At 44.8% G+C, this 23,446-nt stretch carries 16 protein-coding genes; 6 read left to right on the top strand and 10 right to left on the bottom strand.

All coding sequences use genetic code 11. The features are described 5' to 3' along the window. Window positions 1–119: 119 nt before the first annotated feature. The gene (locus H6F42_RS13130) at window positions 120–2,690 is read left to right on the top strand and encodes an O-antigen ligase family protein (RefSeq protein WP_190399820.1); all 2,571 of its coding nucleotides are present in this window, start codon (window positions 120–122) and stop codon (window positions 2,688–2,690) included. Here the strand turns inward: H6F42_RS13130 and H6F42_RS13125 are convergent. The 4 genes from H6F42_RS13125 to H6F42_RS13110 all read right to left on the bottom strand — a co-directional run bounded on the left by H6F42_RS13125 (window position 2,683) and on the right by H6F42_RS13110 (window position 7,863). Continuing rightward, a complete protein-coding gene (locus tag H6F42_RS13125) occupies window positions 2,683–4,140 on the bottom strand; it encodes an O-antigen ligase domain-containing protein (RefSeq protein WP_190399819.1) in 1,458 nt (485 codons plus the stop codon). The two genes, H6F42_RS13130 and H6F42_RS13125, sit on opposite strands and share 8 nt — an antisense overlap. Then, window positions 4,140–4,661 carry a methyltransferase domain-containing protein gene (locus H6F42_RS13120; RefSeq protein WP_190399818.1) on the bottom strand — a complete coding sequence of 174 codons (522 nt, stop codon included), beginning with the start codon at window positions 4,659–4,661 and terminating at the stop codon, window positions 4,140–4,142. The genes H6F42_RS13125 and H6F42_RS13120 overlap by 1 nt, the downstream gene beginning before the upstream one ends. A gap of 381 nt (window positions 4,662–5,042) precedes the next feature. Then, entirely contained in the window at window positions 5,043–6,983 is a 1,941-nt protein-coding gene (gene gyrB / locus H6F42_RS13115; protein ID WP_190399817.1) for a DNA topoisomerase (ATP-hydrolyzing) subunit B, read from the bottom strand. Between the two features lie 523 nt (window positions 6,984–7,506). Further along, the gene (locus H6F42_RS13110; protein WP_190399816.1) at window positions 7,507–7,863 is read right to left on the bottom strand and encodes a DUF4189 domain-containing protein; all 357 of its coding nucleotides are present in this window, start codon (window positions 7,861–7,863) and stop codon (window positions 7,507–7,509) included. A 366-nt stretch (window positions 7,864–8,229) separates the two neighbouring features. On the opposite strand from H6F42_RS13110, the gene ruvC reads away from it, so the two are divergent. Together ruvC and H6F42_RS13100 are read left to right on the top strand one after the other, a co-directional pair. Next, complete coding sequence (gene ruvC, locus H6F42_RS13105; protein ID WP_190399815.1) at window positions 8,230–8,697, top strand: crossover junction endodeoxyribonuclease RuvC; 468 nt, start codon at window positions 8,230–8,232, stop codon at window positions 8,695–8,697. 51 nt (window positions 8,698–8,748) lie between these two features. Further along, on the top strand, window positions 8,749–8,937 hold the full coding sequence (locus H6F42_RS13100; RefSeq protein ID WP_190399835.1) for a CPXCG motif-containing cysteine-rich protein: 189 nt from the start codon (window positions 8,749–8,751) through the stop codon (window positions 8,935–8,937). Between the two features lie 54 nt (window positions 8,938–8,991). Here H6F42_RS13100 and sixA read toward each other — a convergent pair whose 3' ends face one another. The 6 genes from sixA to rpoB all read right to left on the bottom strand — a co-directional run bounded on the left by sixA (window position 8,992) and on the right by rpoB (window position 20,123). Beyond that, window positions 8,992–9,495 (bottom strand): phosphohistidine phosphatase SixA, encoded by a 504-nt coding sequence (sixA, locus tag H6F42_RS13095; RefSeq protein ID WP_190399814.1) that lies wholly within the window; start codon window positions 9,493–9,495, stop codon window positions 8,992–8,994. Continuing rightward, the gene (gene purQ / locus H6F42_RS13090; protein ID WP_190399813.1) at window positions 9,488–10,186 is read right to left on the bottom strand and encodes a phosphoribosylformylglycinamidine synthase subunit PurQ; all 699 of its coding nucleotides are present in this window, start codon (window positions 10,184–10,186) and stop codon (window positions 9,488–9,490) included. The genes sixA and purQ overlap by 8 nt, the downstream gene beginning before the upstream one ends. Before the next feature lie 24 nt (window positions 10,187–10,210). Further along, window positions 10,211–10,462, bottom strand: coding sequence for a phosphoribosylformylglycinamidine synthase subunit PurS (purS, locus tag H6F42_RS13085; RefSeq protein ID WP_190399812.1), 252 nt, complete (start codon window positions 10,460–10,462; stop codon window positions 10,211–10,213). A gap of 146 nt (window positions 10,463–10,608) precedes the next feature. Continuing rightward, window positions 10,609–14,589: a DNA-directed RNA polymerase subunit beta' gene (locus H6F42_RS13080; RefSeq protein WP_190399811.1), complete on the bottom strand. Its 3,981-nt coding sequence runs from the start codon at window positions 14,587–14,589 to the stop codon at window positions 10,609–10,611. Between the two features lie 86 nt (window positions 14,590–14,675). Further along, entirely contained in the window at window positions 14,676–16,712 is a 2,037-nt protein-coding gene (rpoC1, locus tag H6F42_RS13075) for a DNA-directed RNA polymerase subunit gamma (protein WP_190399810.1), read from the bottom strand. 108 nt (window positions 16,713–16,820) lie between these two features. Then, on the bottom strand, window positions 16,821–20,123 hold the full coding sequence (gene rpoB, locus H6F42_RS13070; RefSeq protein ID WP_190399809.1) for a DNA-directed RNA polymerase subunit beta: 3,303 nt from the start codon (window positions 20,121–20,123) through the stop codon (window positions 16,821–16,823). Window positions 20,124–20,456: 333 nt separating this feature from the next. Here rpoB and H6F42_RS13065 point away from each other — a divergent pair, with 333 nt between their 5' ends. The 3 genes from H6F42_RS13065 to H6F42_RS13055 all read left to right on the top strand — a co-directional run bounded on the left by H6F42_RS13065 (window position 20,457) and on the right by H6F42_RS13055 (window position 23,429). Further along, the gene (locus H6F42_RS13065) at window positions 20,457–20,975 is read left to right on the top strand and encodes a glyoxalase-like domain protein (protein WP_190399808.1); all 519 of its coding nucleotides are present in this window, start codon (window positions 20,457–20,459) and stop codon (window positions 20,973–20,975) included. 138 nt (window positions 20,976–21,113) lie between these two features. Then, window positions 21,114–22,274 (top strand): glutamine-hydrolyzing carbamoyl-phosphate synthase small subunit, encoded by a 1,161-nt coding sequence (carA, locus tag H6F42_RS13060; protein WP_190399807.1) that lies wholly within the window; start codon window positions 21,114–21,116, stop codon window positions 22,272–22,274. 63 nt (window positions 22,275–22,337) lie between these two features. After that, entirely contained in the window at window positions 22,338–23,429 is a 1,092-nt protein-coding gene (locus H6F42_RS13055; RefSeq protein ID WP_190399806.1) for a RuBisCO accumulation factor 1, read from the top strand. Window positions 23,430–23,446: the final 17 nt, after the last annotated feature.

Raw genomic sequence — 23,446 nt, 5'->3', positions numbered from 1 at the left:
AATACCAAAACACAAAATGCCTACGCCATTCTGTAAAGGACAGGTAATAGCTGTATTCGCACAATCAACATACAACAAACACATAATTAACCCGTAATTAACCCCTAATTGAATTTTCTATGAGTACAGGTCGATTAATCATCCAGTTGGGTATAGCCGCCTATATTTTGTTTACCTTGCTACCTGACAGTAGTACCCAAATGGTTGCCTTTCCTTGGGTGCTGCTTTGGCAAGTAGGTCTGCTCTGCTTGGCGATCGCCGCTTTGCTAAATTTATGGCGCATCGGTAAACCCTTTTATCTATTAGGTAATGGCTTGGACTGGGCGATCGGCGCTGGCTTAGTGACCTTGTGTCTATCGACAATGTTTTCGCAATTTCCCAATCAGGCTATGTGGTATAGCTTGACAGCATTTGGCTATTTCATCGCCTTATATACCACTAATAATTTTTTGCATGTAGCGCCGCCAAAGTCACGCTTAGAGATTCGTAAAGAGGACAAAGAGGAAAATTCTCAGGTCTTGCCCATTTTGAAATTTCAAGGACTCTTAGGAATAGCAGTAATTATAGAAAGTCTATTCCTCTGGACAACCCAGACTTGGCTGCCACAGCTAGGCAAATTAGCCAAGCTAAATCAATGGGGGCTGAACCTCACTTACGATTTTACAGATTTGGAATCTCGTAATTGGGCTCCGATGGGGCATCAAAATTATGTGGCTGGTTATCTCATGCTGGTTTTACCCATATTGATGAGTTTGGCGATCGCCCAGAAGGGGATTTGGCGATCGCTATGGCTAACGGGGATTGGCTTAGGAATTTTAGATTTATATACCACCAGTTCACGGGGAGGATTTTTAGGATTAGGCGCGATCGCACTCTATGGAATTGTTGTGGCTCTATTGCGTAGTCGTCACAAAGGCGGAGCCTTGCTCCTTAGTGGGGGCGCACTTGCCCTATTAAGTGGCTTAATTGTGGCAAATAATCGTTTGCGATCGCTAATTGGGGGATTAATTGCAAATTCGAGCAATCCTACTCAAGGCTCTGGGGAATTGCTGTTTAGAACGATCGCCGCCGATGTTGGTTTACGCATTGGTTTAGAGCATTGGCTATTTGGGGCAGGCGCAGGTTCGACCATTATGCTCTATCAGCAATATCGCCCCCAATGGGCTGAGCGAGAAGCCGAACTTCTCTTTCAATTGCATAGTACACCGATGCAACTTTGGGCAGAATTAGGGATTGGCGCGATTATAACGAGTGTCTTTTTGATCTTGGCAATCACGAGTCTGTTTATCAAATTACATCGCTCTGCCAGTTGGCAAAAAAATCCACAGGAACAGGCGATCGCCTACGGACTATTTGGCAGTTTGATCGGCTATGGAACCCTAGCACTGACGGACTATCAATTAGATGTGCCTGCCATTAGCGGTAGTTTGGTGGTGATCTTGGCAACCTTAGCATATTTAGGACAAATTCATACAGGACAATTAGTTACCCTTGGCTATCACAGACAACCGCGTGTATGGCTATCAATAATCGCTACTGTTTATTTAGGACTGGCGATCGCTTGGCTAGCCCCTGTAAATACCGCTTGGCAAGCCTCTAATGTTGGTTTTATTTATCTCTCTAGGGGCAAATCTGACCTAGTTGTTTCCCTGAAATCAGGCAATCAGGAATATCTGTCTGAGGCGATCGCCAACCTTGATAAGTTCCAAGATCGGCTCAAGTTAGCTCAACAACTCGCGCCTTGGGAACCTTACTATCCCTATCAACTCGGTTGGAATTTAGCAGATTTAGCGGCTAATTATGCCAGTTTGCCACAGGCGCAAACATGGCAAAAAGAAGGACTAGCCTCCATTAAACGGGCGATCGCGATTAATCCCCATAACGAAGCTGGTTATAACGCCGCCGCATGGCTCAGTCTCCAACAAAATACGCCCGATTCTGTCCAAGAAGCCGAAACCTATTTTCGACGTGGTTTAGAACTTATACCCAATAAGCGATCGCTCTCCTTTGGCTTAGGCGTAAGTCTATGGCGACAGGGTAAAACTTCAGAAGCGATCGCCGCTATGACTACAGAAGTAATCAACGATCCCATCTTTATCACCAGCCCAATCTGGACAGAAGCTCCTTTTCAATCGCTCTATCCACAGATCGTTGCAAATCTAGAAGCTGCCTACGTTCAAGATCCCCGCAACAAGCTAAATCTCGCCGCCCTCCGATGGTGGAATGGTAATCCTAATGCGGTAAAAGAACTTAAGGAAACAGGCAATCCCACAGCCCTACTACTCGCTAAGGCGATCGGCAATGACAGCAATGCTTTGCAATCGGTTAAACAAAATCCTCAAACTCCTTTAGAAATGGTAGTAGCAGCTTGGCTAACCCCAAATTTGCGCGATAAGTTATTAGAAAGAGCCTATGTCTTTGCGTCGCGCAGTTTACCCGACGAGCGCACTGCGGCTATCGTCAAATCCATGAGCGATCGTATGGCAAGTGCAAGCAATTTTGATAACTGGTTACGACAGCCCTTAACAGCAAATAGTCCTTTAGTTCTCAACTATCGCCGCGCCCGTCTAGGTTTTGGCGTAGTTAGTCGGCATACCGATGGAGTGGTTCCTCTTGATTTCTTCAACGTTAGCGATCGCCTGGAAATCTCTCTCTTTCTAAACTCTCTATTTTCTGGATTTACTAAATAGTATTAGCAGTTTTTTTGGCGATCGCACTCATTGCTTTTAATTGAAGATCGTAATACTGATATTTACTCTGAGCAAATCCAAAGGATAAAAATGACCACAGCAACATCCCTGTTGCTGCTTTCATAGAAGCTCCTGCAAATAGATAGAATATGGATTGAAAGACGATCGCCTTAACTATAGAGGGGAACATTTCTTTAGAATTTGAAGGGCTATTAAAAAGGGCGATCGTCAGCAATATTAAGCTACCAATATAAGGAATACAGCCTATCCATCCTAGATTAAATAACATCGCTAAAACCGCACTATCATAGCCTTCAGCCGTGCCAATACCACTACCCACAAAGCTCACAATAGCCTCGTCAATTAAGGCATTATAGAGATATTGGCGAGCCTGAAAGCTACCATCCTCGTTGATATTTGATAGCGTAGACATCCTTGCAGTAATTGTGTTAGAGAATGGCTCTATAGTTGCTAACGGAATTATTAATATAAGCAAGCAAATTAAGGAAAGAAAAAGTTTTTTTCTTTGTTTAGGCTTTATGCTACCAATCATAGTCATTATTCCCAAAAACCATCCTATCCAGCTAGTTCTCACTATACTCAGTAAAAAAGCTAAGGCTCCCGAACCCGCAGCAGGAACCACTAAAGCATTTTTGGTATTGAGTAAAATAGTCAATCCAGCAGCCATATAGTAAGCAAATGGACCGGGGGCATTCATCGTACTCCAAACCCTAATTCCTAGAGGAACTGGCTGACCTGCACTAGATTTAATTGGCGAATTGATTAGCCAAAAGCGATCCCATTCGGGAGCAGTTAGAAATTGAAATATGCCATATACCCCCATAACTATTACTCCCCATAAAAATACCCGTTGGATATTACGGGCGTATTCGGGGTAGCGTTTCCAATTAACGTATATGTGATAGGCAAATATAATCGGACTCATCCATTCTAGGAAAGCAACAGTTACAGAAGGGATTCTATCGGAGTTATTAATTAGCCCTATCAAAAATCCATACATAACGCCAGCGATCGCTAGGATAAAAGGAGCCGATCCTTGTTCTCTGGTTTTCGATATATTGAAATAAAGTGTATGGGCGGAAATGATCGTGGGTAAATATGGGGTTAGTAAAATAGGACTAGGATCGATTAAAGAACCTGCCTTCCAATCCGCAATCCGACGAACTAAGGGTGTCAGAAAAAATAGCCACCATACAAAGCCTGTATAAAGTATTGGATAGCGAAAATACAATCGCCATCCAATTAAAAAAGCTCCCAGCGGAAACGAAACGTTCAGCACTCTAGAGCCAGCTCCGCCGATTAGTAGCAATATTGCTGTGATGACGCAGAACAATAAAATGAGCCCCCACGCCTCAGCAGGCTTAAAAAAAGGCAATTCTTGCTCTTTCGGCTCAATATCACTTACTACAGTTACGTTATGGTGATTCATTACTTTAAAACTACTAACTCGTAATAGATGGTCTGGGCGGGAAAAATCCAACAAAGACGATGTTCATATAAGTCGGGAATCGAGTTAAAGAATTTTTTAAATAAAGTTTTTATGAATCCCGTGTTTTCTGGTAGCCCAAAGCTACGTTGGGCAATTTTAAACATGCCATTATAGGGAGAAATGTAAGAGCCTCCTCCCGCAAATGTATTAAAAGTTGTGTAGGCAAAAAAAGTTTTATGGGTGGGATCTCGATAGGCATCTGCACTGGAATAATGCGGACAAAAAATCTTGATCGAGGCATTTGGCTTAGCAATGCGATGTAATTCTACTACCGTTTGCATAAAATCATCGACATGTTCAAGGGAAGAGTTGCAAACAATTTCATCAAAATAGTTGTCTGAAAATGGGTAGGGAAATATATTGAAATTATGGACTACATCTATATCTTTTCCTTCAAATACATCTAGTCCAATAAATCCAGCCGTTTTCTTTTGTCCGCACCCAAAGTCTAGTTTTGGCATAGTTTTATAGCTCTTGTTAATTGACTTACATTAAGACTTACATTTATATAACATCCCTAAATCATTTATGATTTTTAGATTTATGGAAGATCGAGCGTTTTGGGCTTTTTAAAACTCCAGAAATTTTTCAAAAGGCTTGCTTTGCAAGCCTTTTGAAAAATTTCTGGAGTTTTAAAAAGTTTTAATAAACTGTAATCCCAAATGAAAAAATGGTACGCCATTTCTTCATTTGGGATTACACCAAGGATATACTATTTCATTTGAGAGAAAGGTAAGGGGCTTAAGCCCCTAGTTTTAAGCTTTTGTTTCCCATGACTCATTTAAGATTGCTATATATTCAAAAAAGAGTTGTGAAGCAAAGCTTCACAACTCTTTTTTATTTTAAATATCTAAGTCGGTGAGGTTTAATTTAGAGCCGTAGGTTTCGATAAATTCTCGACGGGGGGCGACTTTATCACCCATGAGGATTGTGAATATCCGATCTGCTTCGGCGGCATCTTCGATGGTGAGACGTTTGAGCGATCGCGTTGCAGGATTCATGGTAGTTTCCCAGAGCTGCTGAGGCATCATTTCACCTAATCCCTTAAAGCGCTGAATGTTGTAATTAGCATTAGGGGGGAAAGATTCAATCACTTTTTGGAGTTCGCGATCGCTATAGCAATACTGAGCAGTTTTACCACGCTCCAGCTTATAGAGCGGAGGACAGCCGATATAGATATAGCCGCGATCAAGTAGCTCTCTTTGATAGCGATAGAAAAATGTCAGCAAAAGGGTACGAATATGTGCGCCATCTACGTCTGCATCAGCGAGAAGAATGATTTTGTGGTAGCGCAATTGGGATTCGTTAAAATCTTCGCCTTTAATTCCCAGCCCACAACCAGTAATTAGAGCTTGAATTTCATTGTTTTTATAGATTTTGCTGTCATCGGCGCGTTCAATGTTAAGAACTTTTCCGCGTAGAGGCAAAATCGCTTGATAGTGGCGATCGCGTCCTTGCTTTGCACTTCCACCTGCGGAATCACCCTCAACAATGAAGATTTCTGATTCTTTAGGATCGCGAGAGCTACAGTCGGCAAGTTTTCCTGGTAAGGTCGAAGACTCTAGCGCTGACTTGCGGCGTACCAGTTCACGGGCGCGACGAGCAGCTTCAGCAGCATTAAAAGCTTGCAGTGCTTTCTCAATAATTGAGGTGGCAACATTAGGATGAAATTCTAGGTATTCATTGAGAACTTCACCAACGAAGGAATCAACGATCCCGCGTACTTCGGTGTTGCCTAATTTTGTCTTAGTTTGTCCCTCAAACTCAGGATCGGCAACTTTCACGGAGATTACGGCGGTTAAACCTTCGCGAACGTTTTCCCCTGCTAGGTTTGATTCATTTTCTTTGATCTTCTTGAGTCGTCTAGCCGTGGAGTTAATGGTACGGGTAAGAACCGTTTTTAAACCTTCTAGGTGGGTTCCGCCATCAATGGTACGAATATTATTGGCAAATCCGAGAACGTTGTCATTGTAAGAGTCAATGCACCATTGCAGGGCAACTTCTACAGCTACATTATCGCGTTCGCCATTGACATAGATGATGTCGGGATGGATGGGTTCTTTATCGCGAGTCATGTAAGCGACATATTCACGAATGCCTCCCTCATAACGGTAGATATCTGTGCGAAGTTCTGCACCTCGGCGATCGCAAAATTCGATTTTTACACCCGCATTCAGATAGGCAAGCTCTTTGAGACGACTCGCGAGAATATCATATTCAAATTCTGTTTGGGTGGTAAAGATTTGGGAATCAGGCTTGAAGCGGACTTGTGTCCCACGGCGAGGCTCCACTTCTTTGCTCTTACTAGCTATTAGCTCTGTGACGGGAAATCCCCTTTCATATCTTTGGTTGTGGACTTTATCCAACCTCCAAACTGATACTTCCACCCATTCCGAAAGGGCATTCACCACGGAAATACCGACACCGTGCAATCCCCCTGAAACTTTGTAGCCACCATCCCCAAATTTACCGCCTGCATGGAGAACGGTGAGAACGGTTTCAAGGGCAGATTTGCCAGTTTTGGGGTGAGTATCGATGGGGATACCCCGACCATTGTCGGAAACACAAACCGATCCATCGGGAAGCAGTTCGACTAAGATGCGATCGCAGTGTCCTGCTAGAGCTTCGTCTACGCTGTTGTCAACAACTTCAAAAACTAAGTGATGTAATCCTTTAGGCCCAGTTGACCCGATGTACATCCCAGGTCGTTTACGAACTGCTTCTAGACCCTCTAATACTTGGATCTGATTGGCATTGTAAGTTTCTGTAACGATCTCAGGCATGAAGGTAAACAACTCCAGAAATATGTAGCGTTAAGATTGCGGCAACAAATCAAAGAAAGTCATTTTGATTTGTTGATAGCGCTCTTGATGATGCTTTAGGATGTGTTTTGATTAAATATCTAAAAACACTTTGCCATTATAGCTTAAAAGCCTTACAGATATCCCAAAAGCATCTCAGACTAAGTTTTTATATGCCTGATGCAATCGTATAAAACCATAAAAAGGGAGCGGACACAAACTGCCTACTCCCTTTTTATAGTTTTATAGCTGGGGTCACTTGTATTAAGACAAATCACAAACCCAGAAGGGAGTTGCGGCGCTTCGCGCCGCAACTCCCTTCTGGGTTTGTGTCCTCACAAGAATGGCAACAGCTATAATTGTCATTTTTCGAGAAGATGTAAAGTTTTGCGATTTCTTTCAAACCCAGAAAAATTTTGAAAAAGCTGGCTAAACCAGCTTTTTCAAAATTTTTCTGTACCAACCAAAGACTAAACAGGTAATGTTTTAGTGATTATTAGGCGGATTAGCGATCGGTACATGCCCAAACTGCAATTTCACAACTAGAATTACCACATTGAGCTAGAGCATTCGCTTTTGCGGCTGTTTCATCAGCATTCCAAGCCCATCCCAAATAACCGCCGCCTTTAGCCACAGCACCGCAAGCATTGGCAAACCAAACTTTTACAGAGCAGGTACTACCGCACTCATAAAGCGCTCTTGCCTCCGCTTCGTCTTGACTATTGTAATTGTAAGCATAGCCATAGGCTCCATCTGGACCAGTTGCGACTGCGCCATACTTGTCTCCCGCGATCGCGGAGCCAACCCCAAAGCCTTCAACTAAAAGAAAAGTGGCAACAACAAATCCTAAATACTTTTTCATAGGTTCTCCTAATTACGCTTTTCGGTATACATTTTTCGTCAATTGAGATTAGACATTTTCTGTCTTGAGGTTTGTGCGCGATGTTTCATTTATCTTCCTTGAGTCTAAATCCTAATATTTTTTATAAATTTTTTTACTTAATAATAAAACTCTTAACTTAATGTTGATAAATGGGTTAGTGAGCGCGTAAACCACCATTTTTAAGTAATTAATAATTGATGCGTTACGTTGTCATAAAGCATCCTCCTAATAATTAAGTCTTTGCCGTAAAAAATTTAGATAGTGCGCGGCATCGCCGCGCACTATCTAAATTTTTTACGGCAAAGACTTAATTACTACGCAGCAAATTCTGATAAGATTATTTACATGAAAATTTTAGGAATAGATCCAGGCTTAGCAATTGTCGGATTTGGATTAATCGAAGTTGAAAAGCCTGCTTCGCCCAAGTTATTGGAATTCGGCACAATCGTCACCCCAAAACAAACACCCATTGGCGATCGCCTCAAAACTATTTACGAAGATATGCATACCTTAATCGAGCAGTTTCAGCCCCAAGTGGTAGGAATGGAAAAACTGTTTTTTTATCGGATGGGAAATTTGGTGAATGTGGCGCAGGCAAGGGGGGTAATTGTCTTAGTCTTAAATCAGCACAAAATCGAACCAATTGAATTCTCACCACCGCAGATTAAGCAAGCTTTAACGGGGCATGGGAATGCGGATAAAAGTGATGTGCAGGAAGCCGTTAAGCGGGAACTTGGACTTGATGCGGTTCCTCGTCCCGATGATGCGGCAGATGCGATCGCGGCGGCGCTAACTTGTTGGTTAATTGCCTGATTAGAAAAAGCAAATATGGCTATACTATCAAGGCTCCTGATTTCTGAAAATATGCAAGATACTGCCGACTATACCTGTGCTTTCTGTGGAGAGACCAACACAACATTTATTGATATAAGTGCAGGATCACAGCAGTCCTATGTCGAGGATTGTCAAGTTTGCTGTCAGCCTAACGTGCTGTATGTCCAGATTGACGAAGATACTCTAGATATTGAAATTAATAGTGAACCAGAAAGCTAACCCCACAGAGAGAAACAGAGCGAAGCTCTGTTTCTCTCTGTGGGGTTTCTTGCCTCAAATAAGTAGCTTGGGTGGAATCGATAGAAACAAAATTCCATTGCTTTTCCAAGGTTGAGTTTCAGGCAAGACTAAACCAATAATGCCAGCTTTCTTTAGTACTAAGGCTCCCTTAGACTCTCCCCATATCAGTATTTCCGCCCAAGTAGTTAGGTCGGGTTCATGACCGATTATCCCTAAAGATGCTCTAGCAGGTTGGGGATGCTGAGAAATCCATTCTGTAGCCCACTGGAGCCATGTTTCAAAGTTACCTTCGGGCGCAAGTTCCGAGGATTGCTGCACAGGACTACTAAAGACATTCGTAAATATCTCGGCGGTCTGTTGAGCGCGAACTAAGGGGCTAGTTTGCAATAGGTCAAAGCGCAAGCCTAAATCATAAAGACGCTTGGCAACTTGTTTGGTTTTTTTTCGCCCCTCATCGGTTAAAGGACGCAGAGTATCATCCTCATAATTCTCCCGATCTTCAGCAATGCCATGACGGATCAAATAAAGGCTAGGCATTGACTAACAACCCTTCCAGCAGTCCTTCAAATAAAGCCTTACCATCAGTACCGCCCAAAATCCCTTCAGCAGCACGTTCAGGATGGGGCATCATTCCCAGAACGTTACCCTGTTTATTGCAAATCCCTGCAATGTTGGATATTGAGCCATTAGGATTAGCGGCATCGTTGATATTGCCGATCGCATCGCTATAACGGAATACAACTTGATGATTGTCTTCAAGTTCTTTAAGAGTATCCGGATCCGCAAAATAGCAACCTTCTCCATGAGCGATTGGTAGAGAAATTACCTGTTGCTTTTGATATTTCTTGGTAAAAGCTAAATCATTGCGCTCAACTCGCAACGGTGCGCGATCGCAAATAAAGTGTAAATCGCGATTTCTAACTAATGCGCCTTGTAATAAGCCTGATTCAGTTAAAATCTGGAATCCATTACAAATGCCCAGTACATATTTACCTTTGGCGGCGTGTTCTTGCAAAGATTTCATTACAGGTGCAAATCTGGCGATCGCCCCACAGCGTAGATAATCACCGTAGCTAAATCCCCCTGGTACAACAATTACATCGCAATCGCTAATATCGGTGTCACTATGCCAGATCAATCTAGTGGGTTGTTGCAGAATTCCACTAGTAACCGTGGCAACATCGCGATCGCAGTTGGAACCGGGGAATACGAGAATACCAAATTTCATATTGTCAATTCCTATGTTTAATTCCTAGGCGATCGGGGTTAATTCAACGCGGTAATTTTCGATGACAGGATTTGCCAATAGCTTATCCGCAGCTTCATCCAGTTTCTGAGATGCTTCGGTTTCGTTATCTGCATCAAGAATGATTTCTACATACTTACCGATACGAACTGAGTCAACGTGATAGTCCATTTGCTTGAGGGCGGACTGAACAGCCGTGCCTGCGGGATCGAGTACTGATGGACGGAGGGTAACAAATATACGGGCTTGGTACTTCATGCTTGCTGCGATCGTAATTAGGTCTAATTTTACAGCGCTCTGCGCTCAAAGGCGAACTAAGAAAAATTTGAAAGTGTTGCTTTGCAACACTTTCAAATTTTTCCTCATAAAAGAGGGTTCGCGTCGGCGAACCCTCTTTTAGTCAATTAATCCTCATCCTCGAAATCATCGTCATCTTCTTCTTCGTCATCATCATCAAATTCCACATCATCATCCACTAGCTCATCGTCAAAGCTGCGACGACTGCGAGGCTTATCAATGACACGGATTGGCTCAACTCGAGGTTCAATGATTTGATAATTACGAGCAGTATTGTCATCAATGATCACATCATCCGCCTCTTCGTCATAGCCAAGGTCTGGCTCATAGCCAGTCTCCACATCGACGATTGGCGTATCGTAAGCATTGAAGCCAGTACCCGCAGGAATCAGACGACCGATAATTACGTTTTCCTTCAGACCACGCAACCAGTCAGATTTACCTTCGATCGCTGCTTCTGTAAGAACACGAGTGGTTTCTTGGAAACTCGCCGCCGAGATAAAGCTATCGGTATTCAAACTAGCCTTGGTAATACCCATCAACACAGGCGTATAGTCCGCAGGTGCTCCGCCTGTAATATCCATCGCTTCGTTGATTTGCTCAACTTGATGGAGTTCCACCAGTTCACCAGGTAAACGAGTGGTGTCGCCACCATCCTCAATGCGTACCTTGGAGGTCATCTGCTTGACGATTACTTCAATGTGCTTATCGGAAATATCAACCCCTTGAGATTGGTATACCGATTGGACTTCGTTCATCAAGAACTCTTGTACCTTCTGCAAGCCGATGAGCGCCGCTTGACGAACGCCAAGGGATTCCTTATAAGCATGGAAGTAAATGTCGAGAATGTCGTGGGGATTCGCGGGTCCATCGGTAATCGCTTCACCTGCCAAGACCTTTTGACCATCGGAGATGATCACACTCTGACCAGCATTGAAGGAATAGTCATCATCCAATGTGCCATCATCACCAAGAATCTTAACTTCAGGATTATCGTCAGAGTCATAGGTAACTTGGGCAGTACCTGAGGTACGGGCAAGGACGCACATTTCCTTGGGCTTACGGGCTTCAAGAAGTTCTTCAATCCGAGGTAGCCCTTGGATAATGTCTCCTGTTTTTGCACGCTCAAATACTAGTAGCGCGATGTTGTCACCCCGTTGTACAAGGTCAGCATCATGGATTTGCAGCAAGGCTCCAGGAGAGACGAGGTAAGGACGACCAATACGGAAAACGACCTTGCCATCTTCCACTTTGAGGACTTGACCTGATTCTTCCGTAATTACGCCTGCCCCAATTTCGTCACCTGCTCTTAAAAGATCGCCAGATTTCACACTAGGATTTGGACAATCGGTAGTGATGCAATCGGCTTCAGTGACTACGAGTAAGCGGCGGACTACTTCCGAGCCTTGGCGAATACCACGAATTTGTCCTGCACGTTTACACAGGATTTCGGTACGAGCCACAACTGCACCAGGGTCAATGCGATCGCCATCGTTTACCAGCAGACGAGTCCGCGAGTTGCTATGGGCAGGATCGCCAGAGGTGTCTTGACGAATCACAAGGGATTCCAGAATTACCAGTTGTAAACGCAAGCTACCGGGGTCTTTGTCGTTGGGAATAAACTCGATATCGGCGGCCAATTGGGGCGCGTCGGTATCAACTTCTAACAACAATTGGGTTTTGAGTAGCTCAACGCTATCAATCGCTTTAACGCGATCGCCATCCTTATAAGGAATCCGTTGCACAGCGCGTAAACCAATGGAACGACCTTCTTGGTTAACCGACTCTTGGCTAGGAACCGTAGGCACATCAGGGACTTGGTACTCTTCCACAGGACGCAACAGCAACGCGGGACCTTCAGTCGAGTCTAGATATTCCACATAACGCAACTCAGGCGAGGTCAAACCGGGCATGATTTCTGTGCCAGGGTAAGCCAAAGAACCATTCTTTTGCATCGCCGTTTGAGGATCATCCACCAAGTGTAAATCCCCTGGTTTGATCACGATTTCGCGCAAAATATCGTTCTTTTGGAATACTTCCACAACGCCTGCCGTTTGGCTGAAGATATCCTTAACAACTTCAGTACCAGCTTCGATGAACTGGTTTTCTTCCACCATTAACAACGAAGCATCCTTGTTGACTTCATGGGTTTCTTCAGGAACCCAGAGCAAAGTACCGCCCTTGACGACCTCATAGCCCTGTTTGCCTTTACTGCGCTTAGCAACTTCCACACCCGCAAACTTGATGATACCGCCACTCTTCGTGTGATAAGTATCGTCAATTAGTTCCGCAACCACCTGATTATTCGTCAGCTTAGTTCCGGGGGAAGCCTTGAGGGAGAAGCTTTGACCACCTTGGGTTTCGAGAACATAATGCTCGCGTCCTTGATAGCTCTCTTCCTTAACGATCGCCTGATCAAGAACCACAGAAGCGGTAATAATTTCCACTTCACGGTTATGGCGACTATCTTCTTCACTCAGACGCACCACACCACCATGCTCAGTGATCAAACGGGTTTCCGCTAAAACATCACCTTCATGGACTTGAGATTCATTCTTCACAGTTGGCTCAGCACCAGGGGGCAAGTTATACACTTCACCCGCTAAGACCCAAACCCGACCTTTTTCACCACGAGCGACATAACTAGTGTTTCCTTGACGGTCTTTCTTCTCTTCGATCGCTAGATCCGAGAAAAGAACTTCACCAGCCAACCCAGTATTGAGCGCCTTGGTTGCTTTCTCCGTAGTCTTACGGGAAGTCTTACCTGTGACCGACACCTCAGCCATTAATTGATTTGGAGTGACCTTCTGTCCATCACTTACCAATAAAGTCGAACCTTGGGTAACGGCATAAACGCGCTTACCTTCAGAACTTTCAAGGGTGAAATCACCATTAGATTCGACGATGAACGCATCTTCACCATGACGAGTACGCATAGGGCGAACTTTCAGCTTCTTGCTGTACTTAACCACACCATCATGGGGGGCGCGTTGTTGTTCAGCAACTTCTCCTGTAAATACACCACCCGTGTGGAAGGTACGCATGGTTAGCTGTGTACCAGGTTCACCAATGGACTGCGCGGCAATAATTCCGACGGCTTCACCAATGTCTACTAATTCAGCATGAGCCAAGCTCCAGCCATAGCACATCTGACAAACTGATCGCGTCGATTCACAGGTAAAGGCGGAACGAACACAGACTTCTTCAACGCCAGCTTTTTGCGCCGCCAAGGAAAGATCTTCCGAAATCTCTTGGTTACGCATGACGATCACTTCGCCCGTTTTCGGATCGACAATATCTTCAGCAGCGACACGACCAAATAGGCGATCGGACAGCTTAATTAAAGTCTTTTCGCCATCACGCATCGCCTTGAGTCTAATGCCGCGAGTAGTACCGCAATCATTTTCCCGAACGATCACATCCTGCGATACGTCTACCAGACGACGGGTGAGGTATCCAGAGTCAGCCGTTCTGAGCGCCGTATCTACTAGTCCTTTCCGCGCACCGTAAGAGGAAATGATGTACTCGGTAACAGTCAGACCTTCACGGAAGTTAGTTTTAATAGGTAAATCGATGATTTCCCCTTGAGGATCTGCCATCAAACCACGCATACCGACTAGCTGACGCACCTGCGAAATGTTACCCCGCGCTCCCGAGAACGCCATCATGTAGACGGAGTTAAGAGGGTTATTACTCTTAAAGTTTTTCACCACCTCATCCTTGAGATTTTCGTTAGCCACGTTCCATGTATCAATTACCTTTTGGAACCGTTCTACTTCTGTAATCTCGCCTCGGACATAACGGTTAGCGGTTTCTTCAATCTCTTGTTCCGCCGCCGCTAGCAATGCTTTCTTACTAGCAGGTACTTGCAAGTCATCAATACTAATTGATATCCCAGCCTGAGTTGCATAGCGAAAACCTAGCGCCTTCAGTTGGTCAGCAACATTGGCAGCGCTAGTAGTTCCATAATGAGTAAAAGCCCAAGCAATCAGCTTTTTTAATTGTCCTTTGTCAATGGTGCGATTAATAAAGCGTTGAGGCTTCTTTTCTTCAGGCGAATCCGTGTTGCTAATCGTGAAATCTGCCATGGTATTAAGCTATTAAATAATCTTGTAATTAGTTCAAATTTTTATGCTGTATGAAAAACAGTGCCAAGCACTGTTTTTCATAACATTTAGCTAGCCAGTGATGCGTAAATTGCCTGATTGAAAATTACGCGCCCAGGAGTAGTTTTGACATACTGCGAAATCAAGCCACCTTCAGCATCTTCGCGAATACGGCGGAATGGAAATTCTTTAACTTTAGTACCATCCTCTAAAACCGTAACCTTAGGTTCTTCGCTGTCCTTCTCTTCGCCCTGACCTTCAATGAGACCCTCAAAACGAACCCATACACTGGAATGGATATCAATTTCCTTCTGTTCGTAAGCCATCACCACATCATTGAAATTGGCGAAGTAACGTCCTTCACCCCTTTGGGTATAGGGATTTTCGGTAGTGAGATAGTAACAGCCTAAAACCATATCTTGGCTAGGTGTGACAATCGGACGACCTGTGGCAGGGGAAAGGATGTTGTTAGAAGCCAACATCAACAGACGTGCCTCCGCCTGAGCCTCAATGGATAGCGGAACGTGAACCGCCATTTGGTCACCGTCAAAGTCGGCGTTAAAGGCAGGACAAACAAGGGGATGTAATTGAATGGCACGACCACTAACTAGCAAGGGTTCAAAGGCTTGAATACCTAAACGGTGAAGCGTCGGAGCGCGGTTCAGCATGACGGGGTGTTCGCGGATCACATCCTCTAGTACGTCCCAAACGGCTGGATCATTACGCTGAATCAGCTTCTTGGCAGCTTTGATGTTATTCACCAAACCTGTTTTGATCAGGCGATGAATTACAAAGGGCTGGAATAGCTCGATCGCCATTTCCTTAGGCAAACCACATTGGTGAATCTTGAGATTGGGACCAACGACGATAACCGAACGTCCCGAATAGTCAACCCGTTTACCGAGCAAGTTTTGACGGAAACGACCTTGCTTACCTTCGATAATATCGGAGAGAGACTTGAGGGGACGATTATTTGCGCCCACCACTGTCCGACCACGGCGACCGTTATCGATCAACGCATCAACAGCCTCTTGCAACATCCGTTTTTCATTACGGACGATAATTTCAGGAGCGAGAATTTCTTGTAAACGTGCCAGACGGTTATTACGATTGATCACGCGACGATAAAGATCATTCAAGTCGCTGGTGGCAAAACGACCACCATCTAACTGCACCATTGGGCGCAAGTCAGGCGGAATCACAGGAATGACATCTAGTACCATCCAGTCCGGCTTAGAACCAGTCGCCACAAAATTATCAACCACGCGTAAACGCTTGATTAATTTGGCGCGTTTTTGACCCTTGGAATTCTCAATATCGGTACGAAGACGCTCAGCTTCTTTCTCAAGATTAATATTTTGTAATAACTGCTTAATCGCTTCAGCGCCAATACCAACTTCAATACCATCTAAGACAGGATCTTCAGCATAGATTTGATCTTCAAGATCAATCCATTGATCTTCAGTCAATAGCTGTTTGTAAGAGAGATTGTAAGCCGTAGCGATCGCCTCCCCAGCTTCAACCACTTGATTCTCCTGAACCGATGGTAAATGCTTTGGATGCAGCAAGTGAGCGCGTTCTACGCCATCAATGCCCCGAATCCGAATTTCACGGCTATTGACGGATACAACAACCCCATCTACCTCAGTTTCAATTCCAGGATTGAGGACAACGTAGGCATTAAAGTAGACAATTTGCTCCACATCACGTAAAGGCATATCAAGGAGGGTCGCCATATAGCTAGGAATACCCTTGAGATACCACACATGGGTAACTGAAGCGGCGAGCTTAATAAAGCCCATGCGATGACGGCGTACTCGCGACTCCGTAACTTCTACACCGCAGCGTTCGCAAACAATACCACGATGACGCACACGCTTATATTTACCACAATGGCATTCCCAATCCTTTGCAGGACCAAAAATCCGCTCACAAAATAAGCCATCCATTTCTGGCTTGAGTGTGCGGTAATTAATTGTTTCAGGTTTTGTGACTTCACCAACCAAACTGCCATTTGGTAGAACACGTTCGCCCCATTTACGAATGCGATCGGGTGATGCCAAGCCAATCTTGACATAGTCAAATCGCTGTTCCACTTTCGCCATACGTTACAACGTCCTTAATTTTGAATGCGTGCTAATTGATTGCTTACTTAATCGATAAAAATTTCAGAGATGAAGATGAGCGTCGCTTAGCGACGCTCATCTTAGGGATTAGTCATCATCCTCATCAAAGTTAATGTCGCCTCTATAAATAGACTCGTAGGTTGGACGACTAGGGGTGCGGCGAGAGCCAACATCCACCATTAGATCAACTTCGGTATCTTGGTTGCTACCATCCTCAGAGAGCTTGTGTACTGACACATCCAAGCAGAGAGATTGTAGTTCGCGTACCAATACCTTAAAGGATTCAGGCGTACCAGGGCGAGGAATGGCATGACCTTTAACGATCGCATTCAGAGCCTCATTACGTCCTGTCATATCATCAGACTTGACTGTGAGAAGTTCTTGGAGAATATAGGCAGCACCGAAGGCTTCTAAAGCCCATACTTCCATTTCTCCGAATCGCTGACCACCTTGCTGGGCTTTACCACCGAGGGGCTGCTGCGTAACCAGAGAGTAAGGACCCGTTGATCGCGCATGGATTTTGTCATCAACAAGGTGAACTAGTTTCAGCATGTATGCCTTACCAACGGTTACAGGTTGATCAAAGGGTTCACCAGTGCGTCCGTCATAGACGGTCAATTTACCGGGGAATCCATCGTTGAAGATCCAATCCTTGCCAGTATGTTTGCGAGCGTGTTCTAGCTGACCATGTACCAATTCTCGAGACGCTTCTTCACCGTACATTTCATCGAAAGGTACAATCTTAAAGCGAGCATTCAAGTTTTCGGCAGCCCAACCGAGCAAGCATTCAAATACCTGTCCGACATTCATCCGAGAAGGTACACCTAGAGGATTCAAGACGATGTCAAGGGGAGTGCCGTCGGGCAAGAAAGGCATATCTTCCTTCGGCAAAATTCGCGAAATAATGCCCTTATTTCCGTGACGACCTGCCATCTTGTCGCCGACTTGAATCTTGCGCTTTTGAGCAACATAGACACGGACGACCATGTTTGCCCCAGGAGGTAACTCATCGCCTTGTTCGCGAGTAAATACGCGCACATCAACGACTCGACCTTTTTCACCGTTAGGTACGCGCAAAGAGTTATCTCGTACATCACGCGCCTTTTCACCAAAGATTGCTCTGAGGAGTTTTTCTTCAGGAGGTTGATCGGATTCACCCTTAGGAGTAACCTTTCCAACAAGAATTTCTCCAGAACTTACCCAAGCACCAATGCGGATAATGCCTTGTTCATCAAGGTTCCGCAGAGAATCTTCACCAACGTTAGGAATTTCGCGAGTGATTTCTTCGGGACCAAGTTTGGTTTGTCTAGCTTCAATTTCGTATTTCTCAACGTGAATCGAAGTGTAAACATCATCAATTACCAGACGCTCATTAATCAGAATTGCGTCTTCATAGTTGTAGCCTTCCCAAGGCATATAAGCGACCAGAATGTTCTGACCAAGGGCAATTTCACCACCTTCAGTCGCTGAACCATCAGCAAGCACTTGTCCCGCTACGACAGTATCGCCAACCCATACCAGAGGACGCTGATTTAAGCAGGTGTCTTGGTTGGAACGCTGATACTTTTGCAGACGGTAGATGCTTTCTAGACCTGTATCATCAGCCTTGACGCGAATTTCATCGGCGGATACATAGGAAACTTCGCCTGTAACTCGCGAGACGATTACCATCCCTGAGTCCCGTGCAGCTTGAGCTTCCAGTCCAGTACCAACGAGAGGCCGCTCAGGACGCAAGAGAGGAACGGCTTGACGTTGCATGTTCGATCCCATCAGGGCGCGGTTAGCATCATCATGCTCAAGGAAAGGAATCAGCGATGTTGCTACGGAGATGATCTGTACGGGTGAAACCGCGACATAATCGATTTCTTCAGGAGAAGCCGTACCCCATTCTTGACGATAACGAATTGGGACAATTTCGCTAAAAATATAGCCTTCATCGTTAGTGGCTACGTCACCAGGAGCTACGCGGAATTCATCTTCTTCATCGGCGGTCATGTAGACAGGTTCTTCGTTCTTAAGAACCTTGCCATTTTCGACGGCGTAATAAGGAGTTTCGATGAAGCCGTATTGATTTACACGAGCGTGGGTTGCCAAAGAACCAATCAGACCAGCGTTAGGTCCTTCAGGTGTTTCGATGGGGCAGATGCGACCGTAGTGACTAGGGTGAATATCACGCACTGCGAAGCCTGCGCGTTCACGAGTCAGCCCCCCTGGACCAAGGGCGCTAAGACGACGTTTGTGAGTTAACTCAGCCAGAGGATTGGTTTGATCCATAAACTGCGACAGTTGGCTGGAACCAAAGAATTCCTTGATTGCGGCAACTAACGGCTTAGGGTTGACCAAAGAGGCAGGAGTGAGAGCATCTACATCCGAAACTGTCATCCGTTCACGAATGATTCTTTCCAGACGGTTCAGCCCAACACGGACTTGGTTTTGCAGCAATTCGCCGACGGAACGCACGCGACGGTTGCCTAAGTGGTCAATATCATCGATTTCACCTATGTCAAACTTGAGGTTGATCAAGTAGTTAATCGCAGTGAGAATATCTTTTTCGGTTAATACTCTGGTGGTATCAGGTGTGTTCAAACGCAACTTTTTGTTGAGCTTGTAACGTCCTACTTTACCGAGGTCATAACGTTTGGGATCAAAAAAGCGCGATCGCAATAGTTCACGCCCACCCGACTCTGTGGGTGGCTCGCCTGGACGCAGCTTACGATAAAGCTCTTTGAGTGCTTCATCTTCGTCAAATTGACCTTCTTTATCAATGGTTTTTTGGAAGTACTCACGGTGAGTGAGCGCATCCAGAATTTCGGCATCACTTAAGCCGATCGCTTTGAGCAGTACCTGTGCGGAAAGTTTACGAGTTTTGTCAATGCGTACCCATACAAGATCATTCTTGTCAGTTTCAAACTTCAGCCACGCGCCTCGGTTAGGAATGAGGCTGGCGTTGTAGGTACGACGACCATTCTTATCGATTTCTTGTTTATAATAAACCCCAGGACTACGGACAATCTGATTGACGATGACTCGCTCAGCGCCGTTGATAATAAAGGTTCCACGATCTGTCATCAGAGGCAGATCGCCAATGAAAACTTCTTGTTCTTTTATTTCTCCTGTTTCTTTATTAATGAGCCTTGTGGGAACGTACATCTGTACGGCATAGGTGGCATCCCGACGTTTGGACTCATCAACACTATATTTTGGACGCTTGAGCTTATAATCTTTGGCAATGAAATGGAGTTCCATTTTGCCCGTATAATCTGTAATCGGTGAGAAACTCTCAAGCTCTTCAATAAGTCCTTCTTCTAGGAACCATCGAAAACTCTCCCGCTGGATTTCTACAAGATCTGGTAGAACGAAGGCAGGAGTAACAAGAGTAGGCTTATTCATGCACTAATGACTGCAGTTTTAGTGGGCGGAGTATATGTCTATCTTTAATTCTAGACATAAGCACATAACTCTAACGTATATGAGCTTTAAATGTCAAGGGGTAGTTAATAATTGTCTGAATCCACAATTCTCACTATGAAAACAATTTTGGTGCTTCCAGCACCCTTATTCTAGAAACTACGCAAATAGTTTTTTAAAAGTTCGCCGTAGGCGAACTTTTAAAAAACTATTTGCGTAACGAGAATCTCGGAGATCGTGTAGTTTGTCACTTAAAGCTATGACACTTGCGTTAAACTAAAAAGCTAAGTCTCTTAAATATGTAGTTGCTTTACGATGGAGTCACTGTTTTCTACTCAAGGCATCATGGTTATGTTGCTTGGTGCATATGCTGTTGCGATGTGGATGTTCCTCACCAGCGCACCAAAAGTACATACGATCATGGTTTCTAACCTCGATCAAGCGCGATATTTTTATGAAGGCGAATTAAAACTGCCGATCGCCGATGTGCCGCTACATTACTACTATGGCTATGAATACGGCATGGGCGCACCTGCTGATCCGATTTATATTCCTGCTACGGCACGAACTGCTAAATCCAAATATTCCGCAGACATGGAAGGTGCATGGTATCAGCTAAAGAAAAATGTACAACTACACATAGTTCCCGGGGCAAACGCCACCGATAGTAACCGAGGGCGACATATTTGCTTTAACCGTGATTGTGTGGAACAACTGCTCCTACAGATTCAGATCAAGGGCATCAAGCACAAAGTTCGTAGTGAAAAGCCCCTTAACTTTTTAGTTAAAGATCCCGATGGTCAAGTAATTGAAATTGCTGAAGTAGTCAGTTAATCTCCACAATCATGCAAGTAACAAGATCAAAAAGAAGGCTCGCAACGCGAGCCTTCTTTTTGATCTTGTTACCTAGATAACGTTTAGAATGATCGCTAGTGTCCACAATGGATATCTAACGCACGAATATTTGAAGATATGGCAACAAAGCAAGCAGCGATTTTGGTCTTGGCGGATGGTACTTGTTACCGAGGCTATGCCTTTGGCGCGTCTGGAACCGCGATCGGCGAAGTGGTATTTAATACGGGTATGACTGGCTACCAAGAGGTAATGACCGATCCCAGCTACCGAGGTCAAATTGTTACTTTCACCTGTCCCGAACTTGGTAATACAGGCGTAACTCCTGAAGATGATGAGTCTGATCGCCCACAGGTGCGCGGCGTAATTGCCCGTAACATTACGGCTTTACCTAGCAACTGGCGATCGCGTCAGTCCTTACCCGACTATCTCAAGGCACATAATGTCGTGGGCATTGCAGGGATTGATACTCGCGCTTTGACTCGCAAATTGCGATCGCTTGGAGCCATGAATGGTGGCATTTCTACGGAAATTCTCGATCCTGAAGTCCTGCTTGCGAAGGTTAAGGCGGCTCCCTCGATGCAAGGTCAAAACCTAGCACAAGAAGCATCCACCGATCGCATCTATGAATGGACGGAAAAAACCATTTCAGAATGGGAATTTGTGGAACCAGCCCAATTAACAGGTGAAGCACTGACCGTTGTAGCGATCGACTTTGGCGTAAAGCGGAATATTTTACGTCGTCTTGCCAGCTATGGCTGCCGCGTCATCGTTGTACCTGCCGACACTCCTGCCGAAAAAATCCTTTCCTACAACCCCGATGGCATCTTCCTTTCTAACGGGCCGGGAGATCCTGCGGCTGTTACTCAAGGTATCGACACTGCTAAGGCTTTGTTAGCTTCTGATAAGCCCATGTTTGGTATTTGCTTAGGGCATCAGATTCTGGGCTTATCAATGGGTGGTGATACCTTCAAACTTAAGTTTGGTCATCGTGGACTTAATCAACCCGCCCAAAACCAAGCTGAGAATGCCGATCGCCGTGTGGAAATCACCAGTCAAAATCATGGCTTTGCCCTCACAGGCGAATCCTTTGAAACTTCTCCCGCCATGTTGACTCACATTAATCTTAATGATCGTACTGTTGCAGGCTTGGAGCATAAAACTCTACCAATCTTCTCGGTGCAATATCACCCCGAAGCTAGCCCTGGACCTCACGATGCTGATTATCTATTTGAACGTTTTGTAAACTCCATGCGCGAACATAAAAAAGTCGCTGCTTAGTTAAATAGAGAGTGCTGAGCACTCTCTATTTAACTTTTTATTTTAATTAAATTTATAACAACTATGCCAATCCCTGTAGAAACACTTCCCACTGACTCTGAAGGATTATTGAGACTCTTACGCCATAAGGAAGGAACTTGGGTTCAATGGGGAATTGCTTGTCAAATGCTGCAAAAAATGGGAGAGAATTCCCTTGCAATTTTTGAAAATACTGGCTTTGAACCAATTCAACAAAATCAGATTGTGGTTGCCTCTCAAGTCTATGCCAGTCTCCAAGCAGGAAAAGCTACAGATATTGTGTTAGCTCACTTTGAGCAAAAGGGTAGTGATATTCTCAATGAGTTGCGCGTACTTAATCAATCCGAACGAGTGACTATGGCAACCTTTGCCCTTGAAAAGAATCTTGATGTATTAGAAACAAAGGATGTCGTTAAAGCGCTTAAAGAAGCTTCGTTGGCAGCAAATTTGCCCGAAGGATTTACTCGCCATCCGGGAGACGCAGTGGTGTTGCAAATTCTCAAAGCCTCTCAAGGTAAATTGGAACCCCAAGAACGCACGAGATTGATTGCGAGAGGTTTGCGTTTTGCCCATAGCGAAAAAGCCAGAATAGCGATCGAGCAACTGCTGATGAATATGGCATCCCCAGCTAAGAAAAAAGCGCCGAGTCTTCCTAATTTCCGCTATGACGGTGAAGATAATATTCCGCGCATTTTGCCTGTAGCAGGGAATTTGCCCTTATCGGTTGAGCAGTTTCTAGCAGTTCCCCAATTAGCGGAACTTGCTCCTTTTGGGATAGTTCATTCCACTAGTGAGGCTACTTGGGCAACTCTGCCGGGGTGGTTTGTTGTGCATCAAGCCGAAGATGGCGTGATTGTGGCTTGCACTACCGATACTTTGCAGCAGACCATCAATCAAGAGGTACTTAGCTCCCTTCGCGATCGCGCTGAGGATGTTTTAGTATTAGTCGATCGCGCCGAACGTGATTGGGATGAAAATAGCTACTATGCGATCGCTGGGGAAGATGGTAATCTCCAGTTTGCGTGGTTTGAAGCGCAACCCAATGTCCAAATTCTCGGCAAAGTGACGTTAACTCTACGCCCTAAGCGTTTCTTCGACGAAGATGCATCTAAAGATCGCTGGCAATTTGAGGAATAGAAAAACCGTAATAGAAT

The sequence above is a fragment of the Pseudanabaena sp. FACHB-1998 genome (genome assembly GCF_014696355.1).
Lineage (GTDB): Bacteria > Cyanobacteriota > Cyanobacteriia > Pseudanabaenales > Pseudanabaenaceae > Pseudanabaena.
The sequence above is the reverse complement of the archived record's forward strand: the minus strand, read 5'-3'. Positions and strand labels throughout refer to the sequence as shown.